The organism is Streptomyces sp. NPDC002206 (assembly GCF_053593595.1).
Genome location: NZ_JBSFCW010000059.1, coordinates 1 through 22,156 on the forward strand (window position 1 = coordinate 1; position 22,156 = coordinate 22,156).

Genomic DNA, 22,156 nt, shown 5'->3' on the forward strand with positions numbered 1-22,156 from the left:
CGCACGATCAGGCGGGCGGTGACCCGCTCGCTCTTTTTGCGGCTCGCGAACGCGGTGTATTGGGGTATCTCGGCGACTTCGGCGTCCGAGATGAGTTCACCGGTGGCGGGGTCGGGCACCGCGGTCGGGTAACTGATCTGCTGCCAGGCATCGTCGGGGATGCCGAGGACGGCCCGCTTGATGGAGGGGTGGCCTGGTTCACACTGGAGACCACCGTCGCCCGGATCTGCCGCGCGGACCTGATCGTCATCGACGACATCGGCCTATTGCCCGTCGGCGAGGACGCCGCCGAAGCGTTCTACCGCATCATCGACGCCGCCTACGAGCGCCGCTCCATCGCGGTGACCAGCAACATCCACCCCTCAGGCTTCGACACGATCACGCCCAAGGCCCTCGCCGGAGCCAGCACCGCCCGTCTCATGCACCACGCCCACCTCGTCACCACCACCGGCGACTCCCACCGCCTCGCTGAAGCCCTCGCCAGCCTGGACACCCAACGACCGCCCACCTGGGCATCTCAATGACCGTTGACAGCTTCCCGAGGAACTGTCTACAGGCATCAAACCGGGGGATCCGGGTTCAGTGGTCAAGCGGGGGCTGAAACGACCGATGCGGGCCGAGGTGATCTCGGCCCGCATCGGAGGGAGGTGAGTGTCCGAGGGGTGAGTTGCCCGCCAACGATACGCTCGTGGTCGCTCAAGGGCGTCTCGACCTGAATTTACGCCGGGCTCGCCCGAACGGGTCCGGCCGACTCGAGTAGGGTCGTATAAGCCCCTTCGGCAGCCCGGCCTTGCGCCGTACCCAGCGGAGTGTGGGCGAGAAACTCGCTGGTTGACCCGCTCTGAACGAGACGCCCGCCAACCAGAACAGACACGTGATCGGCCTCTTCGGCGAGGTCGGTCACGTCGTGCGTGGACAGCAGGATGCGGACCTCGTCCTTGACCGCGGCAAGGAGATCACGGAAAACCCGTCGCTGACGTGGGTCCATGCCGGCCGTGGGTTCATCCAGGAGGAGCACCCGTGCATCGTGGACCAGGGCACAGGCCACACCCACACGCCTCAGCTGGCCGCCCGAGAGCTGGCTGGTGCGGGTGTCGGCGTGCTTCGACATCTCGACGCGGGACAGCGCTCGAGGAGCGTTGTCCCAGGCATCCCCCCTGCTCATTCCCTTCAGCCAACCCACATAAGCGACGTACTCCCGTGCCGTGAGTGAGGGCAGGGGGGTGATGTTCTGCGGCATCCAGGCCACCGTCCGCCGGTAGTCCTTGCTCTTAGCGTCGAGTCCATCCCACGTCACGGTTCCCCGCTGGGGCGCGGTGACGGCAGCAGCCAGCTGCAACATCGTGGACTTGCCGGCCCCATTCGGTCCGAGAAGGATGGTCAGTCCGTCCGGAAGGCGGTAGTTGAAGTCCTTCAGCACAGCAGCCCGCCGCCGGCCGTAGGCGAAGGTGCAGGAATTGAGAACGAGGGTCATACGGCTCTCCGTGCGAAGCGGTTCGGTGAAAGGATGTGGGCACCAACGCCGACGGTGAGCATCAAGAGGGCTCCCACAGAGGCGTACCAGGTGCCAGGCGGTTCGAGGAGTACGGTCCACGGGTAGGCATCGCCGGCCGCCCTCATGCCGAAAAGTACGCCGATCAGCGGCCACAGTGCGGGAACGAGGACTGCGGATCTCCCGAAGAGAGCCCCGCACAACAGGGTGAGACCGGCGAGGAAGGCTGTGTTGCGGCCCAGTGTCTCGGCCGATGCGGCCCCGGTGACCATGGCGATCACCTCGCCCACGGCAAGTGAGAGTGCCACCACGCCGAGTGTGAGCAGGACGTCGAAGAACCTGACGGGTCGGATTCCGGTGGTCTCGGCGGCGTCCAGCCGAGTATGCAGACAGTCGAAAAGGACTGAGGTCAGCACGAGCGGAACAAGTGTGACAGCCTGCACGATCTCAGAGCCGCCGGACCAGATGGACGGCAGGAAGAGGGGGGTGTCCTGAACGATCGCCGCCAGAAGCGTGAACATCAGGAAGCCCAGGGGCAGCCGAGTGTGGGCGCGGCGGGCACGCAGCCACCACATCACGTTGTATTCCTGTCTTCCTCGCAGGCCTCCGCCACGGTCGTCTCGTACCAGTCCATTTGTTGTGCCCCGCTCAACTGCAGAACTTCTCCTACTCGGTCTTGGAGACGGCTGCGTTCTTGGGCCGTGAAATCGGGTTCGGAGCTGAGCCGTTTCAAGTAGGTGTCCGGCTGTCCGACTTTGGAGGACACCCAGTAGTACACAAGGCGGGCGGGACCGGTGGCGGGAGGGGCGCATTCGAAACGCACCGCTTCGCGGGCGATCTGGTAGCGAACGGTGCCGGTCGCCTCGCCAACACCGAGTGGGACGGTCCAGTCATCCTCCGTGGACGGTTCGGGATACCGAAGGCTGAGAGAAGAGTCTGTAATGGAACTTGGCTCGGCAGGCAGACCGGCTCGACGCAGGCTTTCCAGCGTCGCCTCCGCTTCCTCGGTGAGAGCGGAGATGTGCTCGGCGCGCGCCTCAGGCAGACAGATGCGGGGGGACTTCCCGGCACAGGCGAGTGTGCCATGACCGGTGCTCCGTGGGCCTATGTAGCTCCAGTTGCTGACCAAGGAGAACGATCCGAACGCACAGGCGAAGACGAGTGCTCCCGCGATGGCTCCTCGTAGCCAGCGAGAAACAGGTGCCCAGAGCAGAGCCATGGCGCCGGCGGAGCCGATGGCGAGCAGGAGGGGAGCCGCAAGGGCGGCGGGGGTGGGCAGTTCGCCGAACATTATTTTTCCGGCGAAGAGGCCGGTGAGGTGCCGGGGCCACGGTATCGACAGTCCGGTGGACCAGCCGACGGCCAGGAAGTCGGTGACCGCGATGATTGGCACTGCGGCGATGTGGCGAATGGTGGCTCCGACGGTGAATCCGACGATGCTGTGGGCGACGCAGAGCACTAGTGCGAAGGCCAGCAGCGTGAGGCCGGGCAGGTCGGGCGCAACCTGCTTTTGGACAAGGGCGCACAGCGTGGGAAGGATTAGGAGCAACCAGGCCAGTGCGACAACGGGAGACAGATGCTGTGCGGCGATGGTGTAGCGGGATCGCACCGCTCCCAGTCTCCAGATTTCGGAGACTCCCAGCTTCCGCGCCTCCCACGCGGCGAGACCCGAGGCAACCGCGAAGGCCACGGGCAGCAGGTTGCGCAGCACCGCGTCGACCACGGTGGCGGAGTAGCCCTGCGGATCGATGCGGAGGTCGTCGCCGAGATCGGTGGCGTAGTAGGCGAACACGAGAAGCAGGGCGACAGGCGCGACCCGCAGTGCACTGCTGGACCTGATGAGTGTGAGGGGTTTCACTTCTTGGCTTCCTGGAGCGGTCCGAACAGGGGGCGTGGTGCCTCGCCGACAGCGAGACACCACGCTGCAGAACACTGATCAGGAGTCGGCGAGAGTGGTGTCAACTCCCGCGTAGCTCGCCGACACCAGGCAGCACGCGCGGTCCCCGCCGCCGGCGTGGTCGAGCTGGAAGAAGTAGTCCGACTCCTGAGGCAGACCGGTGAAGGTGCCCCGGCTCGCGTAGCTCGTGCCGTTGAAGCAGTTGGTGAAGGTCCTCTGACCGTAGTAGTCGTTAGACGACAGCGCGTCGTAGTCCCACAACTCGACACCGGTGGTGTCACTGCCGTTCTGCTGGGAGTAACCCTTGAAGATGATCTCCGTGTAGCTCTCGTCCGCCCAGTAGCGGGACTGCCCGTTACTCCCGCCACCATCCGTCCACGAATGGAAGCTGCTCGACCAGTTGGCCGAGGCACCGGAGGACAACGCAAGGACGAAAGCTGACGCCATCGCGACCACGGCGGATACACGCTGGGGAAGATCTGCCCGACATGCGGGAACCCCGAATCTCCCACCCGATGCGGCCCCCCACGGGGCCTGTCCACATCAGGTGAGGCGTGGAAGCTATCGAACAGTTGATCTTGCGGTCAATGCAAAGTAAACATTGAGTGTTTTTTCATCATCAGTCTGAGCTGGCCAGGTGCAGGGCAAGGACGGCCTGAACGTGGGCGGTGATCCGGGTGATCGAGCGCCGCGGTTTGCGGAGGAGCCGCCAGGTCTTGAGGGTCACAACGGCCTGCTCGACGAGCGCGCGAATCTTCGCGCGAGAGCGGTTCACTGCATTCTGGCCTGCGGAAAGAGTCTCCCAGCGGCCTCAGCACGGGATGCGGACCGTGCCGCGGCCAGATCGCGACGTCCTCGCCGTCGATCTCTGCGGTGAGCTTCCCGGACTGCTGCCGGACTTCCTTGACGGACAGGACACACCAGTCGTGGCCGTCCTCGGGGCTGTACGGGCTCAGCACCTCGGAGTTGGGCCGGACGACGATCCAGCCCTCGCCGGGGACCGTCAAGTGCTTCCCGAACGCGCCGAGCATCTTCGACTGGCCGTCGGACCCACCGGCGATCTGGGCGACGATCTGCGCCGCCCGGTGGTCGTCGGGTGCGGGTTCGATCGTGCCGTCATCGGCGCGACGCCCGGCGAACAGGCGCGATCCCGACATGGCGTTGCCGATCCACGAGGCGGCGAACAGCACTTCGGGGACTTGGTGGTACATGTCGTAGGCGCGGCCCTGCCACGACTGGCTACCCGCACCCTGGCCCCCGGATCTTGCGGGACGTGTACCGGGAGGCGGAGGCCGTCAGTTCCTTACGCGCCATCAGGCTCCGTCTCTACGCGAGCCGTCCCAGCGGTTCAGGAGGACGGCCGCGCCGGCGACCGCCAGCCACTCGATGCCGTGGACGAGCAGCGGCGCCTGGTCCCATTGGCCGGTGACGAGGAGGTAGGTCAGCAGCAGGGCGCCGGACACCCACCAGCCGGTGCAGTAGACGCAGGAGATCAGCGTCACCACGAACGTGCGGGCGGTGGAGTCAAGGCGCTGCTGGTGCCAGTCGTGGACCCGGTCGCGGGCCGGATCGAGAATCGAGTTGTGGACGGCGAGCTGTGTGCCGCGGTATCCAGCGAGCGCGAGGAGGGCGAGTTCTACGGGACCGATCTTTTCCGTCCCCTGACGTGGAGATCATCCGGCTGATTGCAGCGGTGGATGATAGGCCATCTCAGGAGATCAGATCCGGGCCGAATCCTCGCAGGTCAGATCCCGTTTTGAGATCATGAACAGGGCGGGGGTGGTTTCGTCGGCCTCGGGCTGCGGTTCCTCGACGTCGAACGCGAGCTGCTGGGACAGCACGGGGATGTCGACGACGGCCAGTGAGCCAGGGCAGGAGACCAGGGAGCTGTCCAGGTCGCGGCGGGCGCCTGGGGCATCGTGGCGGCAGATGCGGCCCTTACCGAGGCTGCCGGAGACGGGGCCGGCGGCGATCGAACGCCCACAGCTCTGGCACTCCACACGCGGAAGCTTCACGGCACCCAGTGTGGCCGTACCCAGCCGCTTACGTACAGCCAGCCTGATCCCTCCGACCGCGTGGGATCAAGCACTGAAGGCAATGGCGCCAAAGATGAAGCCGAGCACCATGCCTGCAACCGAAAGGCCCATAGCCAGGGCAGCCTGCGGCTCCTTCCGCTTCATCGCGAGAGCTGACAGCACGATCGCGAGGGGTCCAAGAACGATGGGGAAGAAGAGCAGAGATACCGCTGCGCAAGCAAAGGCGCCCCAGACAAAGCTCGCCGACCCACCCCCGCCGGGCTCGCCATAGGCGGTGCCGCACACCGGGCAGAAGGTCTTGACCGTCTGCGTGAGAGTTCCACATGCGGAACAGAGCTTGGTTGGGAACTGTTCAAACGGTGCCGCGCTCATCCGAAGCTGGCCTTCGCGGTCGCGAGGATCTTCTTGTTCGGGCTGGCGAACAAGGCATAGAGGTTGTCAACTGCCGCAGTCGAGCGGAGCGTCAGTTGAGCGTGACCTGACTGCGCACTCGGCATGACTGTGATCGTCAACTCGCCGTTGGTCGGGAACTTTTTGTAAGCGCCAGTCACCTGCCCGAGGACCGTGCTCGTCTGCACGTCCTTGAATCCGGCGGTTATGAGGCCCCTGGCGCAGCGGGTGAGCCACTCGTCACGCGCTCCAGCGACGACCAGGGTCTCCTCCATGCTCTTACGGATTGCCACTTGATTCCTCTGCAGCCAAACATCGAGGGAAAGTATGAAGAGTGTGGCGATTGTGGACCTTCTGCGGAAGTGGCGTTGCTGTATCGTGATCTTCAGTGATGCGTCGTGAGATCGTCCCCGACAAGCGCCCGATGGCCGTGCGACGCGTCAACGGAGCGACTGCGAGCGGCGCATCAGCAGCGCCGAAGCGATGATCTCCTGGGCGATGATCCTGCAGGTCAGCGGCCCTTGATGGAGCCGGACCCGATCCGCGAGCGCCTGCAAGATGCGCTGGCAGTCCACCGACAGCACCGACCAGGCCAGCCCCTCACGTCACACCGCCACCTGCGACTTCGGCCTCACCGCATCCCGAGGCGCCGACTGCGCGTCAGCATCCCGCGGATCCGAGATGGCCCCCGCATCGGCTGCGCTGCTGCCGTCCGGAGCCAGCACCCTGTGGACCCGCCTGCGGGCGATCGCCCACTCCTGCTATTCCTGTTCGGCCGCGGCCAACTCGGCCTGGATGCGGTCGGCCTCCCCATGCAGCCCGTTGACCCGATGGCGAGCGGCCAGCTCGTGCTGTTCCAGCAGTCCGACAACCGACGGCATCGGCGACCTCTCAGGGAGCGACGACACGACAGGCCACCACTCCCACCGAATCACTGACCAGCGAAAACGCCGTCCTCAACTTCGGTACGACAACAGCCACTCAGGCGTGAGGCTCCCCAGACATGGAATACCGCCGCTGACGATGCAGCGCAACGTCCTCCCTCGAAGAGAGGTCCGCGACACTGCTGTGATCCCCGGAGGTCCTGACGGCCAACAAGTGATGCCCCGTACGACAGGGCGGCGGTATCCACTCTGGCGGCAGCCTTCGGCCGCCGCGGGCTGGGAAACCGCCTCAAAGGGAAACGGCCCTCGCCGAGCTGCCGTACGTGTTCTGCCGTAGCGGGGCGCGTATGCCGGTGCGGGCGTGGGCGGAGTTGGCGACGCTCGCCAAGTCGGCGGTGGCCTACAACTCGGGCACCCTGAACCGGGCGCGGGAGGCCGGCGTGCAGTACCTGCAGGTCTTCGACGGCGTCGGGTGCGGCTGGACCAGCCACAAGGACCCCGACAAGGCCACAGGCACGCTTAGGACAGTCGAGGACGCGGCCGCGTGGCCGATCCCAGCCTCGCTGCGGGCGGGCGTTCGGGCCCAGGCCGGACGCCACACGGGCAGGATGAACGACGCGCAGTACGTCGGGCCGTGGCGCGACCTCGACAACTGACCCCCGGAACGACGACGGGCCCCGGCCGTGATGGTCGGGACCCGTCGTCCGTGCAGGCGTTATGCGGCTGGCTCGGGGTGGTGCCACGGGGCCGGGCCGGTCCGCGACGCCCAGCCGGCGAGTGCCTGCTCGCCGTAGAGGCGGATGCCCTGCGCGGTGGCGTAGCTGACGGCCTGCCGGGTGAAGGTGCTCGTGGTGACCACGACCGGGATGTGGGCGTGGTGCACGGAGTAGCAGGTGCCGCCGAACCGCTGCATCTCGGGAGAGCCGACCTTGTTGGTGGGCCCGTAGCGTTTGCACTGGATGACGATCCGCCTGCCGTCCGGAGCCGTCGCTGTGACGTCGGCTCCGAGGTCGCCGGCGCCGCCGCTCACCAGAACGTTCGTGCAGCCGTCCCGCTGGCACAGGTACGCGATGGCGTGCTCGAACTCGGTGGGCCCGAGGGCGTGGTACCGGGCGATCTCACGTGACTGCAGGTCGTACAACTGGGCCTGGCGGGCCTGCTCGAGCCGGCGCTCCTCGGCCCTGCGGTAGCGGCGCAGTACGTAGACGACGACGCCGGCGCACACGGCCAGGAGCAGCGGGATACCGAGGGCCGGGGCGTCCCTGACGAGAACGGAGAGCACGGCGAGCGGAAGGCCCACGCCGAATATTACAGCGAGAACGGTGGACTGGCAGGACGAACCGCGTCTGGTGCGGCGTGGTGGCATCGAGGTCCCCCCGGGGGCTTCACTTGTGGCGGAAGCGTAGTCGTACTGCGGTGAAACGGTGGACAGTCGGGGATCGGCCCCCGGGATGACGACGGGCCCCGACCGCGCGTCTTGCGCTCTGCCACCCGACCTTGTTGCTGCATGCTGGAGTTGAGGCAGCGGCCAAGCTCGGCTGACATGCTGGGGGTCGATCACAGGGCGCGAGAGGGGCAGCATCATGCAGTGGCAGATCCACGGTGAACGGCCGATCTACGAGAACCCGTGGGTCAGCCTCTGGCTGACGGATGTGCAGCAGCCGGATGGCCGCCGCTGGGAGCACCACGTTGTCAAGCTTCGGCATCTGGCCGTCGCCGTCGTGGTTGACGACCAAAAGCGGGTGCTGATGATGTGGCGGCATCGGTTCATTACCGACACGTGGGCATGGGAACTGCCCATGGGTCTGATCGAGGACGGGGACGGGGAGACGCCGGAGCAGGCCGCGGTCCGCGAGGTGGAAGAGGAGACTGGCTGGCGGGTCAAGGCCGTGGAGCCGCTGATCTACGGGCAGCCAGCGAACGGCATCACCGACTCCGAGCACTACGTGTTCCGCGCCGAGGCAGGCATTTATGGGGGCCCGCCGACGGAGGTCAATGAGACCGACCGGATCGAGTGGATCCCGATGACGGAGATCCGGGGCATGATCGACCGGCGTGAGATCGTTTCCAGCGGCTCCCTGATCGGCCTGTTGTACTTCCTGCTGGACGAGGCGACCAGGGCCTAGGAGAACGCCTCACGCATCTTCGCTTCGAAGGCGATCACCGGGGCTTCCTGAGCGTGCGCGGCCAGGTGGGTGTGGAACTCCCGCACGTGGCCGACGATGCGCGGGGAGTCTACGTTTGTCGCTAGGTCCAGGGCCAGCGAGGCAGTGGAACACGCCTGGTCCAAGGCGCCGTTGCGCAGCTGTGTGGAGGCCAGCCAGAAGGCGTGAAAGGCGCGGCCGCGCTGCTGGTCGCGGTGTTCGCGGCGCAGGCCCTCGGCGATCAACGGCTCGGCTTGCCGGTGCTCGCCGAGCTGTGCGAGAGCGATGCCGGTGTCCACGATCAGCTTGGTCTCGTCGAAGTACCGCACCCACTGTGGGGCGCTGGCGTGGTCGGCCCGTTCGAAGTGCGCGCGTGCTTTGTCGATGGATCGGTGGCAGTCGTTGCCGGCGTGCAGCGTGGCGTGGGCGAACGCCTCCCGCATGTGCAGCATGGCCATCACCAGGTCCGGGCTGTCGGTGCCGCGGGCGGTGTCCTGCGCCGCGCACGCCAGCGCGGCGGCGTCATTGGCATCGCCCTCGTAGGTGGCCTGCAGGCTCATGCAGGAGAGGACGTTGGCGATGAATTGTCGGTCGCCGACGCTTTGGGCCATCGTCAGCGCCTGGGTGAAGTGGGTGCGGGCCGTGCTGAACTGGCGTGCGTCGAAGTACGCCCATCCGGCGAGCCGGGCAAGCTCGGCGGCGAGCGTGAGCAGGCCGTGCCGTAGTGGGCTTTCACGGGTGTTGTCGATCAGCTGTTGGGTGTGGCGCAGCTGGCCGACGACTGCGGGGCGCAGAGCGGCGGGGCCGTGCTGGTCGTCGCGGCGCCAGTAGTCCTGGATCGATGACTGGATGGCGGCGAGGGTCGAGCGGGTCACTTGAGCGGCGTCGACCAGGTTCAGGATGCTGTCCAGATCGGCGACCGGGGTGGCCGGTGGTGGGGGCGCCGGTTGGGGCTCGGGTTCGGTGAGGGTGGCTTGGGCCGGGATCTCCCAGGGGCGGTGCGCGAGGCCGAGCATGGCGCCGGGGATGCGCAGCCCGTCTGCCACGCGTTCGATTACGTCGATGTGTGCGAGCTTGCGTCGCCCGGCAGCGATCTCCCCGACACGGCTTGGGGTCATGCCGCATAAGGCGGCGATGCGCGAGGGGTAGATCCCGGCGCGGCGCCGCACAAGGGTGAAGATCGTGGCGAAGTCCCGTGTCCGGCAGGCCCGGATCATCTCGGGATCGGTGAGAAGCGCGGGTGGCAGCTCTCGTGGCCCTTCCGCCGCCGGCATCGGCGCCTCCTCGCCCGAGTCGCGCACAGTGAGGGGAATCTGACGCCCCGCAAGCTTACCCACGTTGGGTAATCACGTGGGCCTTCACGCAGATCCAACTGCGGCGGGACGCTCTCGGCACGCACCGCTTCGGCGGTGTGACCTCTTGGAAACCTCGACGGGGGCGACGCCCCCACGCAGGGGGAGCACTGTGCCCGCAATCACCATGCATGACGAGCCCACGGGCGACGGGTTGACCGCGCTGACGTGGGATCTGTGGCTGACGCCGTTCCCGAAGACGGTGAGTGAGGCCCGCCGGCAGCTCCGTTCGGCCCTGACCGGCTGGCAGGTGCCCGAGGAGGCGGTGGACACCGCCGTCCTGATCACCAGCGAGCTGGTCACCAACGCGATCCGGCACTGCGATAACCAGCACCTGGTGCACCTGCAGGTGACTGACGACGGTGCGGAGCTTTTGCTGGAGGTGTCCGACCCGAGCCGTAACCCGCCGCGGCCGGTGGTCCCGCCGAGCCACGCGGAGAGCGGCCGGGGGCTGTTCCTGGTGCGCGCGGCCGCCTCCGGCTTCGGGGCCCGGCACCGTGACCTGGTGGGCAAGACCGTGTGGGCGACCGTCTCCCGGACGCCCACCCCATGAGCGCCGGTCCGGTGGTGCGCCCCCGTCGCGCCGCCGGGCTGGTTTTCGCCTGTACCCGTCGACGTCGAATGTGAGCCCTGCCGTGGATGCCGTAGCTGATCAGATGCCGTTCCGTGTGACCTTCGATCAGGAGCGCGGGCAGCTCGTGCTGATGATGACGTTCGGTGTGCAGCCGAGGCAGCGGGTCACCAGCGATCTGATCCCCAGCGCGGAGGCTGCGGCGGTCCAGATCGCGTTGAACCGGCACGAGGCGCGGATGCGGGCGCGCCTGGCGGACGCGATCGCGGAGGCGACCACGCGGTTCCTGGGGGCGGACCCGCAGCGGTTGGAGGCTGCGGTGGCTGCGCTGTCGGACCCGACGTCGGCGGTGCCGATCGGTTCGATCCTCCGGGTGGGCGGGGCGCCGGCGGACCCGCGCACGGTGGGCCCATCAGGGCTCTGACCTGCAGTTTTGTCCGGAAAGATCTTGCACCCAACGCCGAATGCAGCTCAAATAGGGCTTGAGGAAGAGGGGAACCGCCTCTCTTCCTTCCAGCACCCGTCCGGCTGCGTCGCCTCCCCGACGCGGCCGGACGGGTTCACCGGCAAAGGAGGGGATATGCAACACGCTCTGATCGCCAGCCCGTTCATGGACGGGCACCGGTTACTGCGCCCCGGCCAGCCCAACGGGCTGCGCCCGGGCGCAGCCCGCTTCAAGGAGCTGGCCGACGCCCACCCGAACACCCCCGGTCCCGCAGTGGGCCGCCGATGCCGTCTGCCAGGCGTGGGGCCTGGATCTGGCAGGCCGCAGAATCAGCCAGTCGATCCTGGTCCGCAAGGCGTCGCCGTACGGGTACGTCCGCGCGTCCTACGAGATCAACCTCGGCTGCAACTACGACTGCTGCGAGTTCTGCTACCTCGGCGAGAAGCGGTTCGAGGGCATGAGCTGGGAGCAGCAGAAGCAGCTCCTCGGCATCATGGCCGACGCCGGCGTGGTGTACCTGCAGATCACCGGCGGAGAGGCGCTGATCGACCGGCGGTTCCCGCAGGTGTACGCCTACGCCTACGACCTCGGCATGATGATGCAGGTCTCCATCAACGGCTCCCGCCTGCACTCCGAGATGATCCAGGACCTGTTCCGGGGGCGTCCCCCGTACCGGCTCACGATCAGCGTGTACGGGGCCACAGAGGCGACCTACGACGCCATCACCAAACGCCGCGGCAGCTTCAAGCGGTTCATGCGCGGCCTGGACGCCGCCCGCGAGGCCGGGCTGCCGATGCGGATGAACGTGGTGGTGGCCAAGGAGAACCAGCACGAGGTCGCCGAGATGGAGGCGCTGGCCGAGAAGTACGGGCCGCACAACGTCTACGGCAACATGTCGCCGACCATCGGCGGCGACGGCTCCGTGCTGGCCACCCAGTCCATCCGGTACGAGAAGGCCCGCCGGGTCTTCAAGGGCTGCAACGCGGGCCACACCTTCTTCCACGCCGACCCATTCGGGCAGGCGTCGATCTGCAAGATCGGCCGTGATCCGCAGATCGACCTCATGACCGAAGGCGTGGAGGGTCTGCGACGCCTTGGCGGCATCGCGGACTCCCTGATGCTGCGCACCGGAGGCTGCTCCGGCTGCGCCCTGTCCGGCACCTGCCGGACCTGCAGGCCCTTGGCCAAGCTCTACCAGGAGGCCAAGGCGCCACTCGTCAGCTACTGCCAGCACACAGAGAGGGACAACACATGACCATCACGATGGTTGAGATCGGCAAGCGGCCGCCCGAGGCGACGGCCGACGCGGACACGGAGAGCCTGCCGCCGCTGGGGGCCGAGCTCCCCGGCACCGTCGGTGACGACGAGGTGATCATCGTGGGCGACCTGGACGGGTTCCTGGAGGCCACGATGTGCAACTGCAGCGCCAGCGACGACAACCCGTACTAGGAGTCCCGCGCGGTCGCCCCGGTGGTAGTTTCCGAGCGGGGCGGCCCCGCCCGATTCGCCCGAGATGGGAACAGCGCCACACATGTCCATGTCGCGCATCGACTGGGAGCACCTACCCGAGCAGGTCCACCATGCTGTGGAAGCCCATACCGGGCTGGTCCTCAAGGCCGAGACCGTCTCGGGCGGCAAGAACTCCCAGATCGCCGCATGCGTGTTCACGGCCGAGCAACGCCTGTTCGTCAAAGGCGTGCCGGCCGATCACCCGCAGCACCCGTCGCAGCAGCGCGAGGCTGCGATCAACCCGTACGTGGCCCCCCGCCTGGCGCCCACGATCCTGTGGCGCGTACAGGACGGCGGGTGGGACCTCCTCGGGTTCGAGTACGTCAGCGGTCGTCACGCCGACTACGCTCCCGGCTCGCCCGACCTGCCGCGCGTCCTGCGGCTGGCGGGCGAGCTGCCGCAGGTCGACACCCCGCCGGCGCAGGTGGTCCGCACCGTCGAGCAACGCTGGTCGGCGCACGCCGACCCCGGCGCGGCCGAACGTTGGCGCGGCGGACAGGCCCTGCTGCACACCGACTTCGCGTCGCACAACGTCCTGCTCGGCGAGACGCGGGACTGGCTGATCGACTGGGCGTGGCCCACGGTCGGCCCGGCCTGGGTCGACCCGGTCGTGTTGATCCTTCGGCTGATGGAGGCCCGGCACACCGCGGCGCAGGCCGACACGGAATGCAGGGTTCTGCCGGCCTGGCAGGGCGCCGACCGTCAGGACGTGGCGTCGTTCTCGGCCGCGAACGCGCGGCTGTGGAAGAGCATCACCGAGCACGACCCCGAACCGTGGAAGCAGCACATGGCCCGCCTGGCGGGGCAGTGGTGCGAGTACTGGGCGGGCCTGGGCTGAACCAGAGACGCCCGCACCGTTGCGGGCGTACCTTACGGAGGGGGACGAGGCAATGAAGGGGATAGGCATGCGGCTGGTGTTCGACAACAACGAGAAGTCGCCCATCCTGGAGCAGGCCGCGGAGGCCGAGGAGGCGGGCAAGACGCTGCTGGCGGCGTCGCTGCGCGGCATCGCCGAGAACGGCATCGACCTGTCCAGCGACTGGGAGACCAAGCGCATCGAGCTGTTCGCGGCTCACGGCATCGACGTGACCGGGACCGGCGGCGATGCCTGTGTCGCCTAAACACACCCCCGGCCGACGCGCGCAGGTCGCGTTCACCCCGGAATGCGAACCCGGCCTGGCGAAACTGACGGTGTCGGACCTGGTGCGCCTCGACCGGGCCATCGTCACCATATCCATGGACCCGAAGATCGGGCCCGAACGCTTCACCCGCGAGGGCCATGTGCCGCTGCGGGAGTACACCGAAGGCACCACCCGCGTGCTGTACCACGTCACGGTCCTCGGAGCGATCATCATCGTCGCCTATTTCGAGGTCTGACCGACCCCTGCACCGCCCCGCCTCCCGGTCCCCCCGTCCGAGAGGCGGGGCTCTTTCGTCCCGTGCGTGAGCTGCGTGGCTCCGGTCGGTTGTCAGTGCCGCCGCTTACGATCCGGCCGTGGCAATCGAGATCCCTGAAGAGCTCATCTCGCTGGAACGTTTGGCCGTCGCCGAGCAGCGCAAGGCCATGGCCGGGCCGTACACGCAGGAGGCGTGGGCGCCCTGGCGCGAGGCTGCTGCAGCCTTCCAGACCGCGGTGACCGCGCATGCCGAGGCGGCCGGGGTGTCCCGGTACGAGCTCGAGATGGCCGTGAAGCGGGCCGTCCTGCATCCGGAGCCGGAAGACGACTAGGGAGCGTTTTAGAAGTTGGTGGCGTGCTCAGGGGGGCCAGCTGCGCGCCGTCGATGGTCTGCAGAAACTCGTTCCGCGTCAGTCACTGTCAGTGGTCCCGCATACGGTTCTCCAATGGGTCATCAGCGGTCGTCGCCTCGCCAAGAGGACAACTTCACAGGCCGGGAGACCGGGCAACGCTCCCTGCGAGCCAGCGATATGGGTGGGCGTGCTCCACGTATGCGCGCATCCTGCCGGGGTGGAGGTCACACGTGAGTGAAACTCCGATGCACGAGGCAGGAGACGTACGAGAGGCGTGGGGCCGGGTGATCGCGTGGCTTGAACGGAACGCCCCTGAAGCTCTCGCTGCGCTCGGCGGCCCGGGGAGCCATGCGGCCATTAGCGAAGCCGAACTGCACATGGGTCTGAAGCTGCCAGGGGAGATGTGGCAGTGGCTGCTGGCGAACGACATTGATGCCGGCAGGCAACCCGATGGCCAATCGTGTCTGGTGGCGCTGGGGTGCGAGGTAGCCATCCCCGGCGGCCATCTCCTTCTTGGCCTGACGGACATTCAGCGGGTCTACCTCAGCCAGATGGCCTTGGAGGAGATGCAGCCGTCCGCAGACCTCGACTATCCGTTCTGGCGTCGTGAGTGGGTGCCAATCGCCGCGGAGCGCGACGGTCTCTACGGGACGTTTCTGGACACGCTCAACGGAACCATCGGAACGTGGGCTGAAGCATACGGTTCCGAGGAGGGCGTATACGCCTCGTTGTTCGCTTTCTTCCAAGAGGCAGCGGACCGGCTGGAAGGGGTCTCCTCGGGAGACTGGAGAGGCCCCGGCAAGTCTGCTAGACCCCGTAAGCTCGATCCCCGTCCGGAAGACGAGCCGATACGCCTCTGGGCACGCACCAACGGCTATCTCGTAAATGATCGTGGGCGTATCCCTGCGGCCATCCGCGAGGCTTACGAGGTATCACAGAGGTGAGCACCAGCTCCGGCTGTGCCAGTCAGGGCGCTTCGTTTGGATCACCGTTCCGGGGCGTCCGGTATTGGTCGGCAGGATGGCAGGCGGCGGAACGTGTATCCGGCGTCGCCCGTGTATCCGACGCGCGCATTCGGAACTGATCGCTGCCCGTTGGCGTCGTGGCGTTTTTGGCACAGGGTGGGAGCACGATGGGCGAGGAGCCGACGTGGGTAGAGCTGCTGCTTCCCCTTTTCCTCATGGCGGCCGTCCCTACCATCATCGGAGGGGCGGTGCTTTGCTCCCTTGTCGAACTGACGATGTGGGTGACAGCACCGCTGCGGCGGCGCAGGCGTGTCCGTTCTGAGAACGACTAGCGCGGCCAGTGCGAAGCCCCGCCGGCGCTGAACGGGCGGGGCAGGTCCGAGTCGCAGCAAGCAGCCAGCAAGCGGGATCGGGATAAGGACGGTTCAACGGTAGCGGGCCGGCAGGACGGCCGGGCGGGGAGCGTCAGCGGCCCTCGGGCGGCCAGGACTTCAGCACGCGTCCGCCGTCCGCCTCGTCGGTGAGCGTGATCCGGGCGCCCTCGACACCGCCGCGCTCACACCTATCCACCGCGTGTATTTCCGCTCGGCCGTCGCCTCGTCGGACCACCAGCCGCGCATGACGGGCCGGGCTCCGATCGTCAGGGTCACGTGATAGCGGTCCACGGCGGCAGACTACGACGTCCTCCATTCGGCCCGCAGCGGTTGCTGTGGTGTGGAGGCGGGGGTGAGCTGTCAGTGCGCCCAGCGAAGGTCACGGGCGCAAGGAGGGGCGTCCCCCGCCGAGCGAGCGGGGCCAGCGCCCCACCGACTCACACGAGACTTGGAGAGTTCATGTCGTACAAGCAGGGACAGCGCGTGGAGTACCGGAACGATCAAGGCCAGAAGGCCCAGGGCACGATCCAGGCGGCCGAGGGCAGCGGGCAGCAGACTCGCTACACCGTCAAGAACGAGAAGAACATGCAATCAGAGCAGGTCCCGGAATCCAAGATCGACCGGCAGCTGTAGTAACGGCCCTGCCGACGCGGCCGCCGTTGCACCGAATGAAGGTGCAACGGCGGCTGCTCGTGTTTCACCGCAGCTGGATCAGGGCCGCTACGACTCGTCGGCCACAATGGTCAGGTCGACGCCCGCTTCGTGGGCTGCCTGCCGCCGAACGGCCAGCGTGCCCGCGAGCGATGCACGAGGGCCGCCGCGCGGGGTGGTGGCGATGAGGCAGGGCATGCAGCGGTCCAGCCAGCGACGGCCATGCCCGGGCACGGTGACGACCCCGGTCGCTCTCGCGGGCTCGCCGCAGCGCACGCACGGATGGCTGCCGTCGAGCCGCTCGGCTCCGGCGCTCTGGCGTGGCGCCCATGGTGGGGCGGGGTCCAGCTGTGACGGGTCGATGCCGAGGTATCGCAGCAGGTCAGCGTCGGTCATGCGTGCGGCTCCTCTCGTCGGCTTCCGAACGATACTGTCCCGTGACAGCGAGGCGCCTTGGGTGGCCCATGGGATCACGCTGTATGCGGCCATCCACTACGGCGGCTGGGCAGCCGTAGTGATCGCCGTGGCGTGGGCGACAGCGGTCGCCTTGTTCGTCCCCCGCGAGTACCTCGAACGCGTCGCCCGGCGGATCGAGCAGCGTGACGCCCCCGAGCACGTCGAACCGGACGACGACCAGCCGCCCGCAGCCACCCCCGAGGAGGTGTACGCGGCCACCATCGACTGGATCCGCAGTCGGATCGCCGACAGCAACGGTGTTCACCTCTCCGATCTCCTCGCCCACGCGCACGCTTACGGCCTGCATACAGACCTCGAAGTGGGGGCCTTCCGGGCGGTGCTGCAGAGGTGGGGTATCCCGGTCCGTCAGCAGCTGAAAGTGGGGGCCGTAACCGGCCCGGAATCCATCGCATCGACCTACCGATCAGGCAGCCCGCAGACCCCGCTCCCCTGAAGAGCGCAGAACCGTCTACCTCGCTGAACTACCTGCCCTGACCTGCGCATCTACCTCGCCCGCTACCTCACCTACCTGGACAACTACCGTGGCTACCAAGTGCTTCGTCTACCGCCTGTCCGACCACCGAGACGGGACCGTCCGGTACGTCGACCAGACCACCAAGAGCCTCCAAGAGCGGCTCGTCGGCCACCTCGCGTCACCGACCAACCCGGCCATACGGGCGTGGATCAGCCTGCTTGGAAGCAGGGCATAATCCCCGCGATCACCTCGGTGGCAACCGTCGACGAAGCGCAGCTCGACGTCGAGGAGAAACGACACATCGAGGAGCACATCAGGAAAGGGCACCGGCTGTTCAATGCCCCGACTACCACCAGCATCTGAGAGATCTCTCCGTGGCAGTTTGAGCCGATCGCAACAGCGCACCTCGCAGGCCGAATGTCCTGGAGGTCCGCAGCATGGCGAGTGGCGGTCAAGTCGGCCCTGATCACTCTGTACCTGCTGTGGAGCCTTCGAGTAGTGCGGTTCCTGGCCGTCTCCAGCGTGGCCGGCTGGTACCTGTGGGACATCGGCTTCGACAACCTGATGCGCGACGTGGTCCTGCCCCACGTCCCAGCCGCCGAGCTGGTAGCCCTGTGGCACCACTACTTCGCGGATTCGCTGTTGAGCGTGGCCCTGCACTTCGGCGTGACTATTCCGCCACTGGTGGTGCTGTCCTACTTCGGTGTGCGGAACGACGTGCTGACGCGGCAATAGCGAACGCCACGCGCGGTTTGTGATCCGGTGCATTCTGTAGCCACGGGACCGAAAAGTCCGCCATGATGGGAAGTGATCTGAAATGAAGGAGGGGGCGGGGATGTACACCTACCGGTGCGAGCAGTGCCGCACGACCTCGCCGGCTGTCGTCACGCGCCACGGCCTGGACGAGGAGCGGAGCAAGCACCGGAATCTCTTCCACGGCGGGCACGTCCCCGACGGCGAGTAGGTCATGGAGCCGGAGAAGTTCAACGTTTTCGACGTCCCCCGGGAGCAGCGGATTGTCGGCGGGATCATGATGCTCGTCATCGTCTTCGGCCTCCTCTACCGCTTCGGGTAGACCCCGTCGGGCAGGGGCGGGACCGTGGCGCAGATTCGCAGGCCTTGCCCTTGGTCCCTTCCGGACATCCAGGGCTGCCGTCATGCCGCTTCGTATCGGTGGGCCCGTCTGCCGCGCCATTCAGTTCAGTGCGGGTCGTCGAGGATCTCCCAGGCGTCGTAGAGTCCTGCCCGCCTCAGGAATTCGACGAGGTCTTGGTCCCTGTGGGCGACGCCGACGATCTGCCCGTTGATGGCGACTAGCCGCCCTCCCGAGGGTGAGAGGCCGTGCACGACTACCAGGGCCCTCATGCTTTCAGGGTGCGACGGGCTGCAGGCCAGCGCGACGACGCCGCCATGGTCTGCATCCAGCGCCCCCGGGGCCCGGGTCTGGGGCGTCGTAGTCGTGGCCCAGGACCCGGCCGCGCAGCAGCTGCTCATCCACGTTCATCGGTCCAGCCTCCCGGACGTCAGCGACAACGCGGGCTTCCCCAAGGCTCCCTTGGGCCCAGTCCGCAAGCACGCGCCTCATATCCACGCGTGCGACTGATGCTCTGAATGTGGCATATATGGCATGAGTGGAAATATGGGATGCGTGGTAGTTGGATCTGGCGAGAACTTCTTTGCTGAACCCTCTGCTGGGAGGGCTCAGACCGACGAGAGGAGTGCATCATGATCGCCAAGCTGCTCGGCAAGCTGTCCTTCACCCGCCACTACGGTGCGTACGGGGAACACGACTGGGGTGCGTAAGGCGGCGACGACCGGGTCTGACCGCACCGCCGGCGGGAGCCCCCGGGCGCCCGCCGGCTCCTGGCCACGCTGCCGACGATGTCGGCCTGGACAGGTACGAGAGTCAGGGGCGATCCCATGGGCCGAATGAATGAGCCGCCGCGGTTGCCCGAAGGCAGCTTCGCGGCCTGGAGCGGCGACCGGCTGGCACTAGCGCGTCGTGGCGCTGACGAGTGCGGGGACGTCTGGCAGCTGGAGCCGGGTGTCTATGTAGCCGCTGCGGCCGGGCCGTGTGAAGCAGTTCTGCACCGCGCGCAGGACTTCCCCAAGCCACCCTCGCCTCTCTTTCCGCCGTTGAAGCGGTCGAGCGGAGCACCGACGCCTGAGGAGCGTGCGCACGCTCACGCCGCCCGCATGCGCGGACTGCGCCCGCAGGCGGTTGCAGCCCGGATCGGTGAGATAGCGCCCGGGACCGCTCAATTTGCTGACCAGTGGCCCCTGGGCCAGGACGTCGAGATTCTGCCCCCGGTCCGGCACGCCCTGGCAGAGATCGGCGTGCGCTACCTCTTCTCCGAAGACGCTCCCACCCTGCTGCCCTTTGCCTCACAGCTCTTCCTGGCCCGGGAGGTGCTCGTACGCCCCTCGCGCTGGGTATGGCCGCGCTGGGTCCCCACACCGGCACGGCGGTTCCGCACACGGCAGCAAGTCGCCTTCGTTGACGCTTTGCGGCCCATCGTCCGCCGACGCCGTTCATCGGGCCGGCTCGGTGACGACGTGCTGGGACAGATGCTCCGGCCCTCCTCCCGCTATGGCCTACTGCCGGAAGAGGCCATCCTTGACCCTCTCCCCGGAATCACCGTCGCCACCTTCGAGACACCCTCCCGGGCAGCCGGATGGATTCTGCTCCACCTGGCCCGGTACCCCCAGGCAGCGGGCCGCGTCGCGGCCGAAGCCGCCTTGCTGCCCGCGGACCCGGCCGCGACGACCAGCACCCACCTCGACAGCCTGCAATACACCCAGGCACTGGTACGCGAGGTGCTCCGACTGCACCCCCCGAGCTGGCTACTGACCCGGCGCGCCACGCGGCAGACTCAGCTCGCCGACTACACCATCGACGCCGGGTCCACCGTTCTCGTCTGCCCCTACACCGCCCACCGCGACGCACGGCAACACCCCGAGCCGGACCGGTTCCATCCCGAGCGCTGGCTCGATGATTCGGGCTCGCCGGCGAAACCCGGGGTCTTCCTCTCCTTCGGTACCGGGCCGCATGGCTGCGAGGGAGCCGCTCTGGCCATGGCGATGCTGACGCTCCTGACTGCGCAGACCGCCCGCTGCTACCACTTGAGCGAGCCGCCCGGACCAGAACCCAGCTACCAGGTCACCACCTTCGAAGGTCTCGCAACTGTCGGCTTGCGCCTGCGCGCCACCTTGCGCAGCTGAGGGCCGTCCCGCTTTCAGTGACAGGCCGCCTCCACGGCGAACTCGCTCGTCTCGACTCACGGTCCGTCCGTTGCCGTGCCTGGCGGCTGAGGACATGATGACTGCATGCCGACAACAAATCGTCCCGCGTTACCTGACCCCGAGGCCGCGCGCCAGTTGATCAGTGGCGCAGTCCCAGAGTTCGGGCCGCGTATGGCCACACAGGCGAGCGCCGAAGCCGAAAACGCACGCTGATTCCTGAAGAGAGGAATGAGCTTGTTCCGCTTTGACGGACACCGTTGGTGTGGTGGTCATGCTGCGAGTGCAGTCTCGTAGTCGGCGGGACTGCGGTAGCCGAGACTGCTGTGGAGTCGGTGCAAGTTGTACCAGCCTTCGATGAAGTCGAAGATCGCAGTGCGGGCGGCGGCTCTGCTGGGCCAGGTGGTGGTGTCGAGCAGTTCTCGTTTGATGGTGGCGAAGAACGACTCGGCCAGTGCGTTGTCCCAGCACGATCGACGTGTTCACGCCGGTCGGACACGCCTGGTGGCCAGGCACTCGACAGCGACAACCGCACCTACAGGGCCCTGCTGCGTGGCCTGCGGTGTTTGGGTGAGTGTGGGTTCGCGCTGCTGACCGGCCGCTGGCGGGCACTACGCCCTATCACCGCCAGCCCACGCACGATCGGCGACGTCGCCAAAGCAGCTCCAAGCTTCATCGCGAGTATCTCCTCCGGTGCAGCTCAGGCGGGAAGTTCCGTGACGCCGAGGGCGAAGTCCCAGCCCCCCACCCCGTGGCGGGCGAGGCCCATCGTGAGCACACCCGCTCCTTCCAGCCAGTGCGCCATTTCCAGGCCACCGGCGTCCATCGGGCGCATCCCGAGGCTCTTGATGAACGCCTCCACGCCCGCCTTGGCCTGCGCATTGTCGCCAGCGATGAAGACGTCGGGCCGGCCGTTCTCCAGGACATGACGGAAGACGGTGTTGAATCCCTTCACCACGCTGGAACCGGCCGGGGCCACCTTGGCGACTTCCTGCGCGATCGAGGTGACCTCGCGGTGGGCCAGACCGTCGAACGTGGAATTGAAGGGGTTGCTAATGTCGACGATGACCTTGCCCGCGAGGGCGTCTCCGTAGTGTTCGACGGCCGGAACGACACCGTCGAACAACAGGGCCACGATGACGATGTCTCCGGCCGGGACGGCGCCCCACTCTCCCGTCGTGGCGCCGCCGCCGAGAGCCTTGGCCAGGTCAGCGGACTTGGAGTGATCGCGGCCCATGACCTCGACGGTGTTGCCGCCCGCTACCGCCAGCGCGCCGATGGTACGGGCCATGTTCCCAGTGCCGATGATGCTGATGCTGCTCATGAGGTGTGCTCTCTTCCTTGTTCTCGAACTTTCGCTTTGTTTCGTTTGTGCCGAGTCACCCAACTGGGTGAGCCGCAGAGTTCGGCGCTGGCGGAGGAGCCGGGGGGTGGGGCGCGGGGGGCGGCGACACGGGGGACCCCCCCCCGGGATGTAGGGGGGGGGGAGGGGGGGGGAGCGAGCCCCCCGCAGAGAACAAAAAAC

At 67.3% G+C, this 22,156-nt stretch carries 31 protein-coding genes and 4 pseudogenes; 18 read left to right on the top strand and 17 right to left on the bottom strand.

Going from position 1 to position 22,156, the window contains the following annotated elements; all coding sequences use genetic code 11:
* Nucleotides 1-185: pseudogene (locus tag ACWCP8_RS39510) on the bottom strand (IS1380 family transposase); the annotation flags it as partial.
* A 3-nt stretch (nucleotides 186-188) separates the two neighbouring features.
* Here ACWCP8_RS39510 and ACWCP8_RS39515 point away from each other — a divergent pair.
* Nucleotides 189-524: pseudogene (locus ACWCP8_RS39515) on the top strand (ATP-binding protein); the annotation flags it as partial.
* A 194-nt stretch (nucleotides 525-718) separates the two neighbouring features.
* On the opposite strand, the gene ACWCP8_RS39520 reads toward ACWCP8_RS39515, so the two are convergent.
* The 10 genes and pseudogenes from ACWCP8_RS39520 to ACWCP8_RS39565 form a co-directional block, all read right to left on the bottom strand.
* The gene (locus ACWCP8_RS39520; protein ID WP_451121346.1) at nucleotides 719-1,474 is read right to left on the bottom strand and encodes an ATP-binding cassette domain-containing protein; all 756 of its coding nucleotides are present in this window, start codon (nucleotides 1,472-1,474) and stop codon (nucleotides 719-721) included.
* Nucleotides 1,471-2,067: a hypothetical protein gene (locus ACWCP8_RS39525; RefSeq protein ID WP_352270311.1), complete on the bottom strand. Its 597-nt coding sequence runs from the start codon at nucleotides 2,065-2,067 to the stop codon at nucleotides 1,471-1,473. Before ACWCP8_RS39525 ends, ACWCP8_RS39520 begins: the two co-directional genes overlap by 4 nt.
* Nucleotides 2,067-3,284 (bottom strand): hypothetical protein, encoded by a 1,218-nt coding sequence (locus ACWCP8_RS39530; RefSeq protein WP_451121348.1) that lies wholly within the window; start codon nucleotides 3,282-3,284, stop codon nucleotides 2,067-2,069. Before ACWCP8_RS39530 ends, ACWCP8_RS39525 begins: the two co-directional genes overlap by 1 nt.
* Nucleotides 3,285-3,428: 144 nt before the next feature.
* Nucleotides 3,429-3,836, bottom strand: coding sequence for a hypothetical protein (locus tag ACWCP8_RS39535; RefSeq protein WP_451121350.1), 408 nt, complete (start codon nucleotides 3,834-3,836; stop codon nucleotides 3,429-3,431).
* Nucleotides 3,837-4,008: 172 nt separating this feature from the next.
* Nucleotides 4,009-4,224: pseudogene (locus ACWCP8_RS39540) on the bottom strand (transposase family protein); the annotation flags it as partial.
* 478 nt (nucleotides 4,225-4,702) lie between these two features.
* Entirely contained in the window at nucleotides 4,703-5,038 is a 336-nt protein-coding gene (locus ACWCP8_RS39545; protein ID WP_352270309.1) for a DUF1360 domain-containing protein, read from the bottom strand.
* 69 nt (nucleotides 5,039-5,107) lie between these two features.
* Nucleotides 5,108-5,404 carry a hypothetical protein gene (locus ACWCP8_RS39550; protein ID WP_451121352.1) on the bottom strand — a complete coding sequence of 99 codons (297 nt, stop codon included), beginning with the start codon at nucleotides 5,402-5,404 and terminating at the stop codon, nucleotides 5,108-5,110.
* A gap of 66 nt (nucleotides 5,405-5,470) precedes the next feature.
* Nucleotides 5,471-5,797: a hypothetical protein gene (locus ACWCP8_RS39555; RefSeq protein WP_352270231.1), complete on the bottom strand. Its 327-nt coding sequence runs from the start codon at nucleotides 5,795-5,797 to the stop codon at nucleotides 5,471-5,473.
* On the bottom strand, nucleotides 5,794-6,090 hold the full coding sequence (locus tag ACWCP8_RS39560) for a hypothetical protein (protein ID WP_352270229.1): 297 nt from the start codon (nucleotides 6,088-6,090) through the stop codon (nucleotides 5,794-5,796). The genes ACWCP8_RS39555 and ACWCP8_RS39560 overlap by 4 nt, the downstream gene beginning before the upstream one ends.
* 165 nt (nucleotides 6,091-6,255) lie before the next feature.
* A complete protein-coding gene (locus ACWCP8_RS39565) occupies nucleotides 6,256-6,399 on the bottom strand; it encodes a hypothetical protein (protein WP_451121364.1) in 144 nt (47 codons plus the stop codon).
* A gap of 623 nt (nucleotides 6,400-7,022) precedes the next feature.
* On the opposite strand from ACWCP8_RS39565, the gene ACWCP8_RS39570 reads away from it, so the two are divergent.
* Complete coding sequence (locus ACWCP8_RS39570) at nucleotides 7,023-7,355, top strand: hypothetical protein (RefSeq protein ID WP_352270226.1); 333 nt, start codon at nucleotides 7,023-7,025, stop codon at nucleotides 7,353-7,355.
* 59 nt (nucleotides 7,356-7,414) lie between these two features.
* Here the strand turns inward: ACWCP8_RS39570 and ACWCP8_RS39575 are convergent, their stop codons facing one another.
* Nucleotides 7,415-7,999 carry a restriction endonuclease gene (locus ACWCP8_RS39575; RefSeq protein WP_352270225.1) on the bottom strand — a complete coding sequence of 195 codons (585 nt, stop codon included), beginning with the start codon at nucleotides 7,997-7,999 and terminating at the stop codon, nucleotides 7,415-7,417.
* A gap of 283 nt (nucleotides 8,000-8,282) precedes the next feature.
* Between ACWCP8_RS39575 and ACWCP8_RS39580 the strand changes: the two genes are divergently transcribed.
* A complete protein-coding gene (locus ACWCP8_RS39580; protein ID WP_352270224.1) occupies nucleotides 8,283-8,825 on the top strand; it encodes an NUDIX hydrolase in 543 nt (180 codons plus the stop codon).
* On the opposite strand, the gene ACWCP8_RS39585 is transcribed toward ACWCP8_RS39580, so the two are convergent.
* Nucleotides 8,822-10,117: a helix-turn-helix domain-containing protein gene (locus ACWCP8_RS39585; protein ID WP_352270223.1), complete on the bottom strand. Its 1,296-nt coding sequence runs from the start codon at nucleotides 10,115-10,117 to the stop codon at nucleotides 8,822-8,824. The genes ACWCP8_RS39580 and ACWCP8_RS39585 overlap by 4 nt on opposite strands.
* A 190-nt stretch (nucleotides 10,118-10,307) precedes the next feature.
* Here ACWCP8_RS39585 and ACWCP8_RS39590 point away from each other — a divergent pair, with 190 nt between their 5' ends.
* The 10 genes from ACWCP8_RS39590 to ACWCP8_RS39635 all read left to right on the top strand — a co-directional run bounded on the left by ACWCP8_RS39590 (nucleotide 10,308) and on the right by ACWCP8_RS39635 (nucleotide 16,442).
* The gene (locus tag ACWCP8_RS39590) at nucleotides 10,308-10,748 is read left to right on the top strand and encodes an ATP-binding protein (RefSeq protein WP_352270221.1); all 441 of its coding nucleotides are present in this window, start codon (nucleotides 10,308-10,310) and stop codon (nucleotides 10,746-10,748) included.
* 115 nt (nucleotides 10,749-10,863) lie between these two features.
* Nucleotides 10,864-11,190: a hypothetical protein gene (locus ACWCP8_RS39595; RefSeq protein ID WP_352270220.1), complete on the top strand. Its 327-nt coding sequence runs from the start codon at nucleotides 10,864-10,866 to the stop codon at nucleotides 11,188-11,190.
* A 412-nt stretch (nucleotides 11,191-11,602) separates the two neighbouring features.
* Nucleotides 11,603-12,466: a radical SAM protein gene (locus ACWCP8_RS39600; RefSeq protein ID WP_451121362.1), complete on the top strand. Its 864-nt coding sequence runs from the start codon at nucleotides 11,603-11,605 to the stop codon at nucleotides 12,464-12,466.
* Complete coding sequence (locus tag ACWCP8_RS39605) at nucleotides 12,463-12,660, top strand: hypothetical protein (RefSeq protein WP_352270218.1); 198 nt, start codon at nucleotides 12,463-12,465, stop codon at nucleotides 12,658-12,660. The genes ACWCP8_RS39600 and ACWCP8_RS39605 overlap by 4 nt, the downstream gene beginning before the upstream one ends.
* Nucleotides 12,661-12,742: 82 nt before the next feature.
* Nucleotides 12,743-13,558 carry a phosphotransferase family protein gene (locus tag ACWCP8_RS39610; RefSeq protein WP_352270216.1) on the top strand — a complete coding sequence of 272 codons (816 nt, stop codon included), beginning with the start codon at nucleotides 12,743-12,745 and terminating at the stop codon, nucleotides 13,556-13,558.
* Between the two features lie 67 nt (nucleotides 13,559-13,625).
* The gene (locus ACWCP8_RS39615; protein WP_352270214.1) at nucleotides 13,626-13,841 is read left to right on the top strand and encodes a hypothetical protein; all 216 of its coding nucleotides are present in this window, start codon (nucleotides 13,626-13,628) and stop codon (nucleotides 13,839-13,841) included.
* Nucleotides 13,825-14,097, top strand: a complete 273-nt coding sequence (locus tag ACWCP8_RS39620; RefSeq protein WP_352270212.1) for a hypothetical protein — start codon at nucleotides 13,825-13,827, stop codon at nucleotides 14,095-14,097. The genes ACWCP8_RS39615 and ACWCP8_RS39620 overlap by 17 nt, the downstream gene beginning before the upstream one ends.
* 118 nt (nucleotides 14,098-14,215) lie before the next feature.
* On the top strand, nucleotides 14,216-14,449 hold the full coding sequence (locus tag ACWCP8_RS39625) for a hypothetical protein (protein ID WP_352270211.1): 234 nt from the start codon (nucleotides 14,216-14,218) through the stop codon (nucleotides 14,447-14,449).
* A 251-nt stretch (nucleotides 14,450-14,700) separates the two neighbouring features.
* On the top strand, nucleotides 14,701-15,414 hold the full coding sequence (locus ACWCP8_RS39630; protein WP_352270210.1) for an Lsr2 family DNA-binding protein: 714 nt from the start codon (nucleotides 14,701-14,703) through the stop codon (nucleotides 15,412-15,414).
* A gap of 854 nt (nucleotides 15,415-16,268) precedes the next feature.
* Nucleotides 16,269-16,442: a hypothetical protein gene (locus ACWCP8_RS39635; protein ID WP_352270208.1), complete on the top strand. Its 174-nt coding sequence runs from the start codon at nucleotides 16,269-16,271 to the stop codon at nucleotides 16,440-16,442.
* Nucleotides 16,443-16,529: 87 nt separating this feature from the next.
* On the opposite strand, the gene ACWCP8_RS39640 is transcribed toward ACWCP8_RS39635, so the two are convergent.
* Nucleotides 16,530-16,856, bottom strand: a complete 327-nt coding sequence (locus ACWCP8_RS39640) for a hypothetical protein (RefSeq protein ID WP_352270206.1) — start codon at nucleotides 16,854-16,856, stop codon at nucleotides 16,530-16,532.
* Nucleotides 16,857-16,917: 61 nt separating this feature from the next.
* On the opposite strand from ACWCP8_RS39640, the gene ACWCP8_RS39645 reads away from it, so the two are divergent.
* The 4 genes from ACWCP8_RS39645 (at nucleotide 16,918) to ACWCP8_RS39660 (ending at nucleotide 18,355) form a co-directional block, all read left to right on the top strand.
* The gene (locus ACWCP8_RS39645; protein WP_352270205.1) at nucleotides 16,918-17,370 is read left to right on the top strand and encodes a hypothetical protein; all 453 of its coding nucleotides are present in this window, start codon (nucleotides 16,918-16,920) and stop codon (nucleotides 17,368-17,370) included.
* Nucleotides 17,371-17,595: 225 nt separating this feature from the next.
* On the top strand, nucleotides 17,596-17,754 hold the full coding sequence (locus ACWCP8_RS39650; protein WP_352270203.1) for a hypothetical protein: 159 nt from the start codon (nucleotides 17,596-17,598) through the stop codon (nucleotides 17,752-17,754).
* Between the two features lie 81 nt (nucleotides 17,755-17,835).
* Nucleotides 17,836-18,126, top strand: coding sequence for a hypothetical protein (locus tag ACWCP8_RS39655; protein WP_352270201.1), 291 nt, complete (start codon nucleotides 17,836-17,838; stop codon nucleotides 18,124-18,126).
* Between the two features lie 100 nt (nucleotides 18,127-18,226).
* Nucleotides 18,227-18,355, top strand: a complete 129-nt coding sequence (locus tag ACWCP8_RS39660) for a hypothetical protein (RefSeq protein ID WP_352270200.1) — start codon at nucleotides 18,227-18,229, stop codon at nucleotides 18,353-18,355.
* Nucleotides 18,356-18,591: 236 nt separating this feature from the next.
* Here the strand turns inward: ACWCP8_RS39660 and ACWCP8_RS39665 are convergent, their stop codons facing one another.
* Nucleotides 18,592-18,756, bottom strand: a complete 165-nt coding sequence (locus ACWCP8_RS39665; RefSeq protein ID WP_352270198.1) for a hypothetical protein — start codon at nucleotides 18,754-18,756, stop codon at nucleotides 18,592-18,594.
* Between the two features lie 831 nt (nucleotides 18,757-19,587).
* Between ACWCP8_RS39665 and ACWCP8_RS39670 the strand changes: the two genes are divergently transcribed.
* The gene (locus ACWCP8_RS39670; RefSeq protein ID WP_451121359.1) at nucleotides 19,588-20,613 is read left to right on the top strand and encodes a cytochrome P450; all 1,026 of its coding nucleotides are present in this window, start codon (nucleotides 19,588-19,590) and stop codon (nucleotides 20,611-20,613) included.
* Between the two features lie 290 nt (nucleotides 20,614-20,903).
* Here ACWCP8_RS39670 and ACWCP8_RS39675 read toward each other — a convergent pair.
* Nucleotides 20,904-21,101, bottom strand: a pseudogene (locus tag ACWCP8_RS39675) (integrase core domain-containing protein); the annotation flags it as partial.
* Nucleotides 21,102-21,331: 230 nt separating this feature from the next.
* On the bottom strand, nucleotides 21,332-21,955 hold the full coding sequence (locus ACWCP8_RS39680) for an NADPH-dependent F420 reductase (RefSeq protein ID WP_352272778.1): 624 nt from the start codon (nucleotides 21,953-21,955) through the stop codon (nucleotides 21,332-21,334).
* Nucleotides 21,956-22,156: the final 201 nt, after the last annotated feature.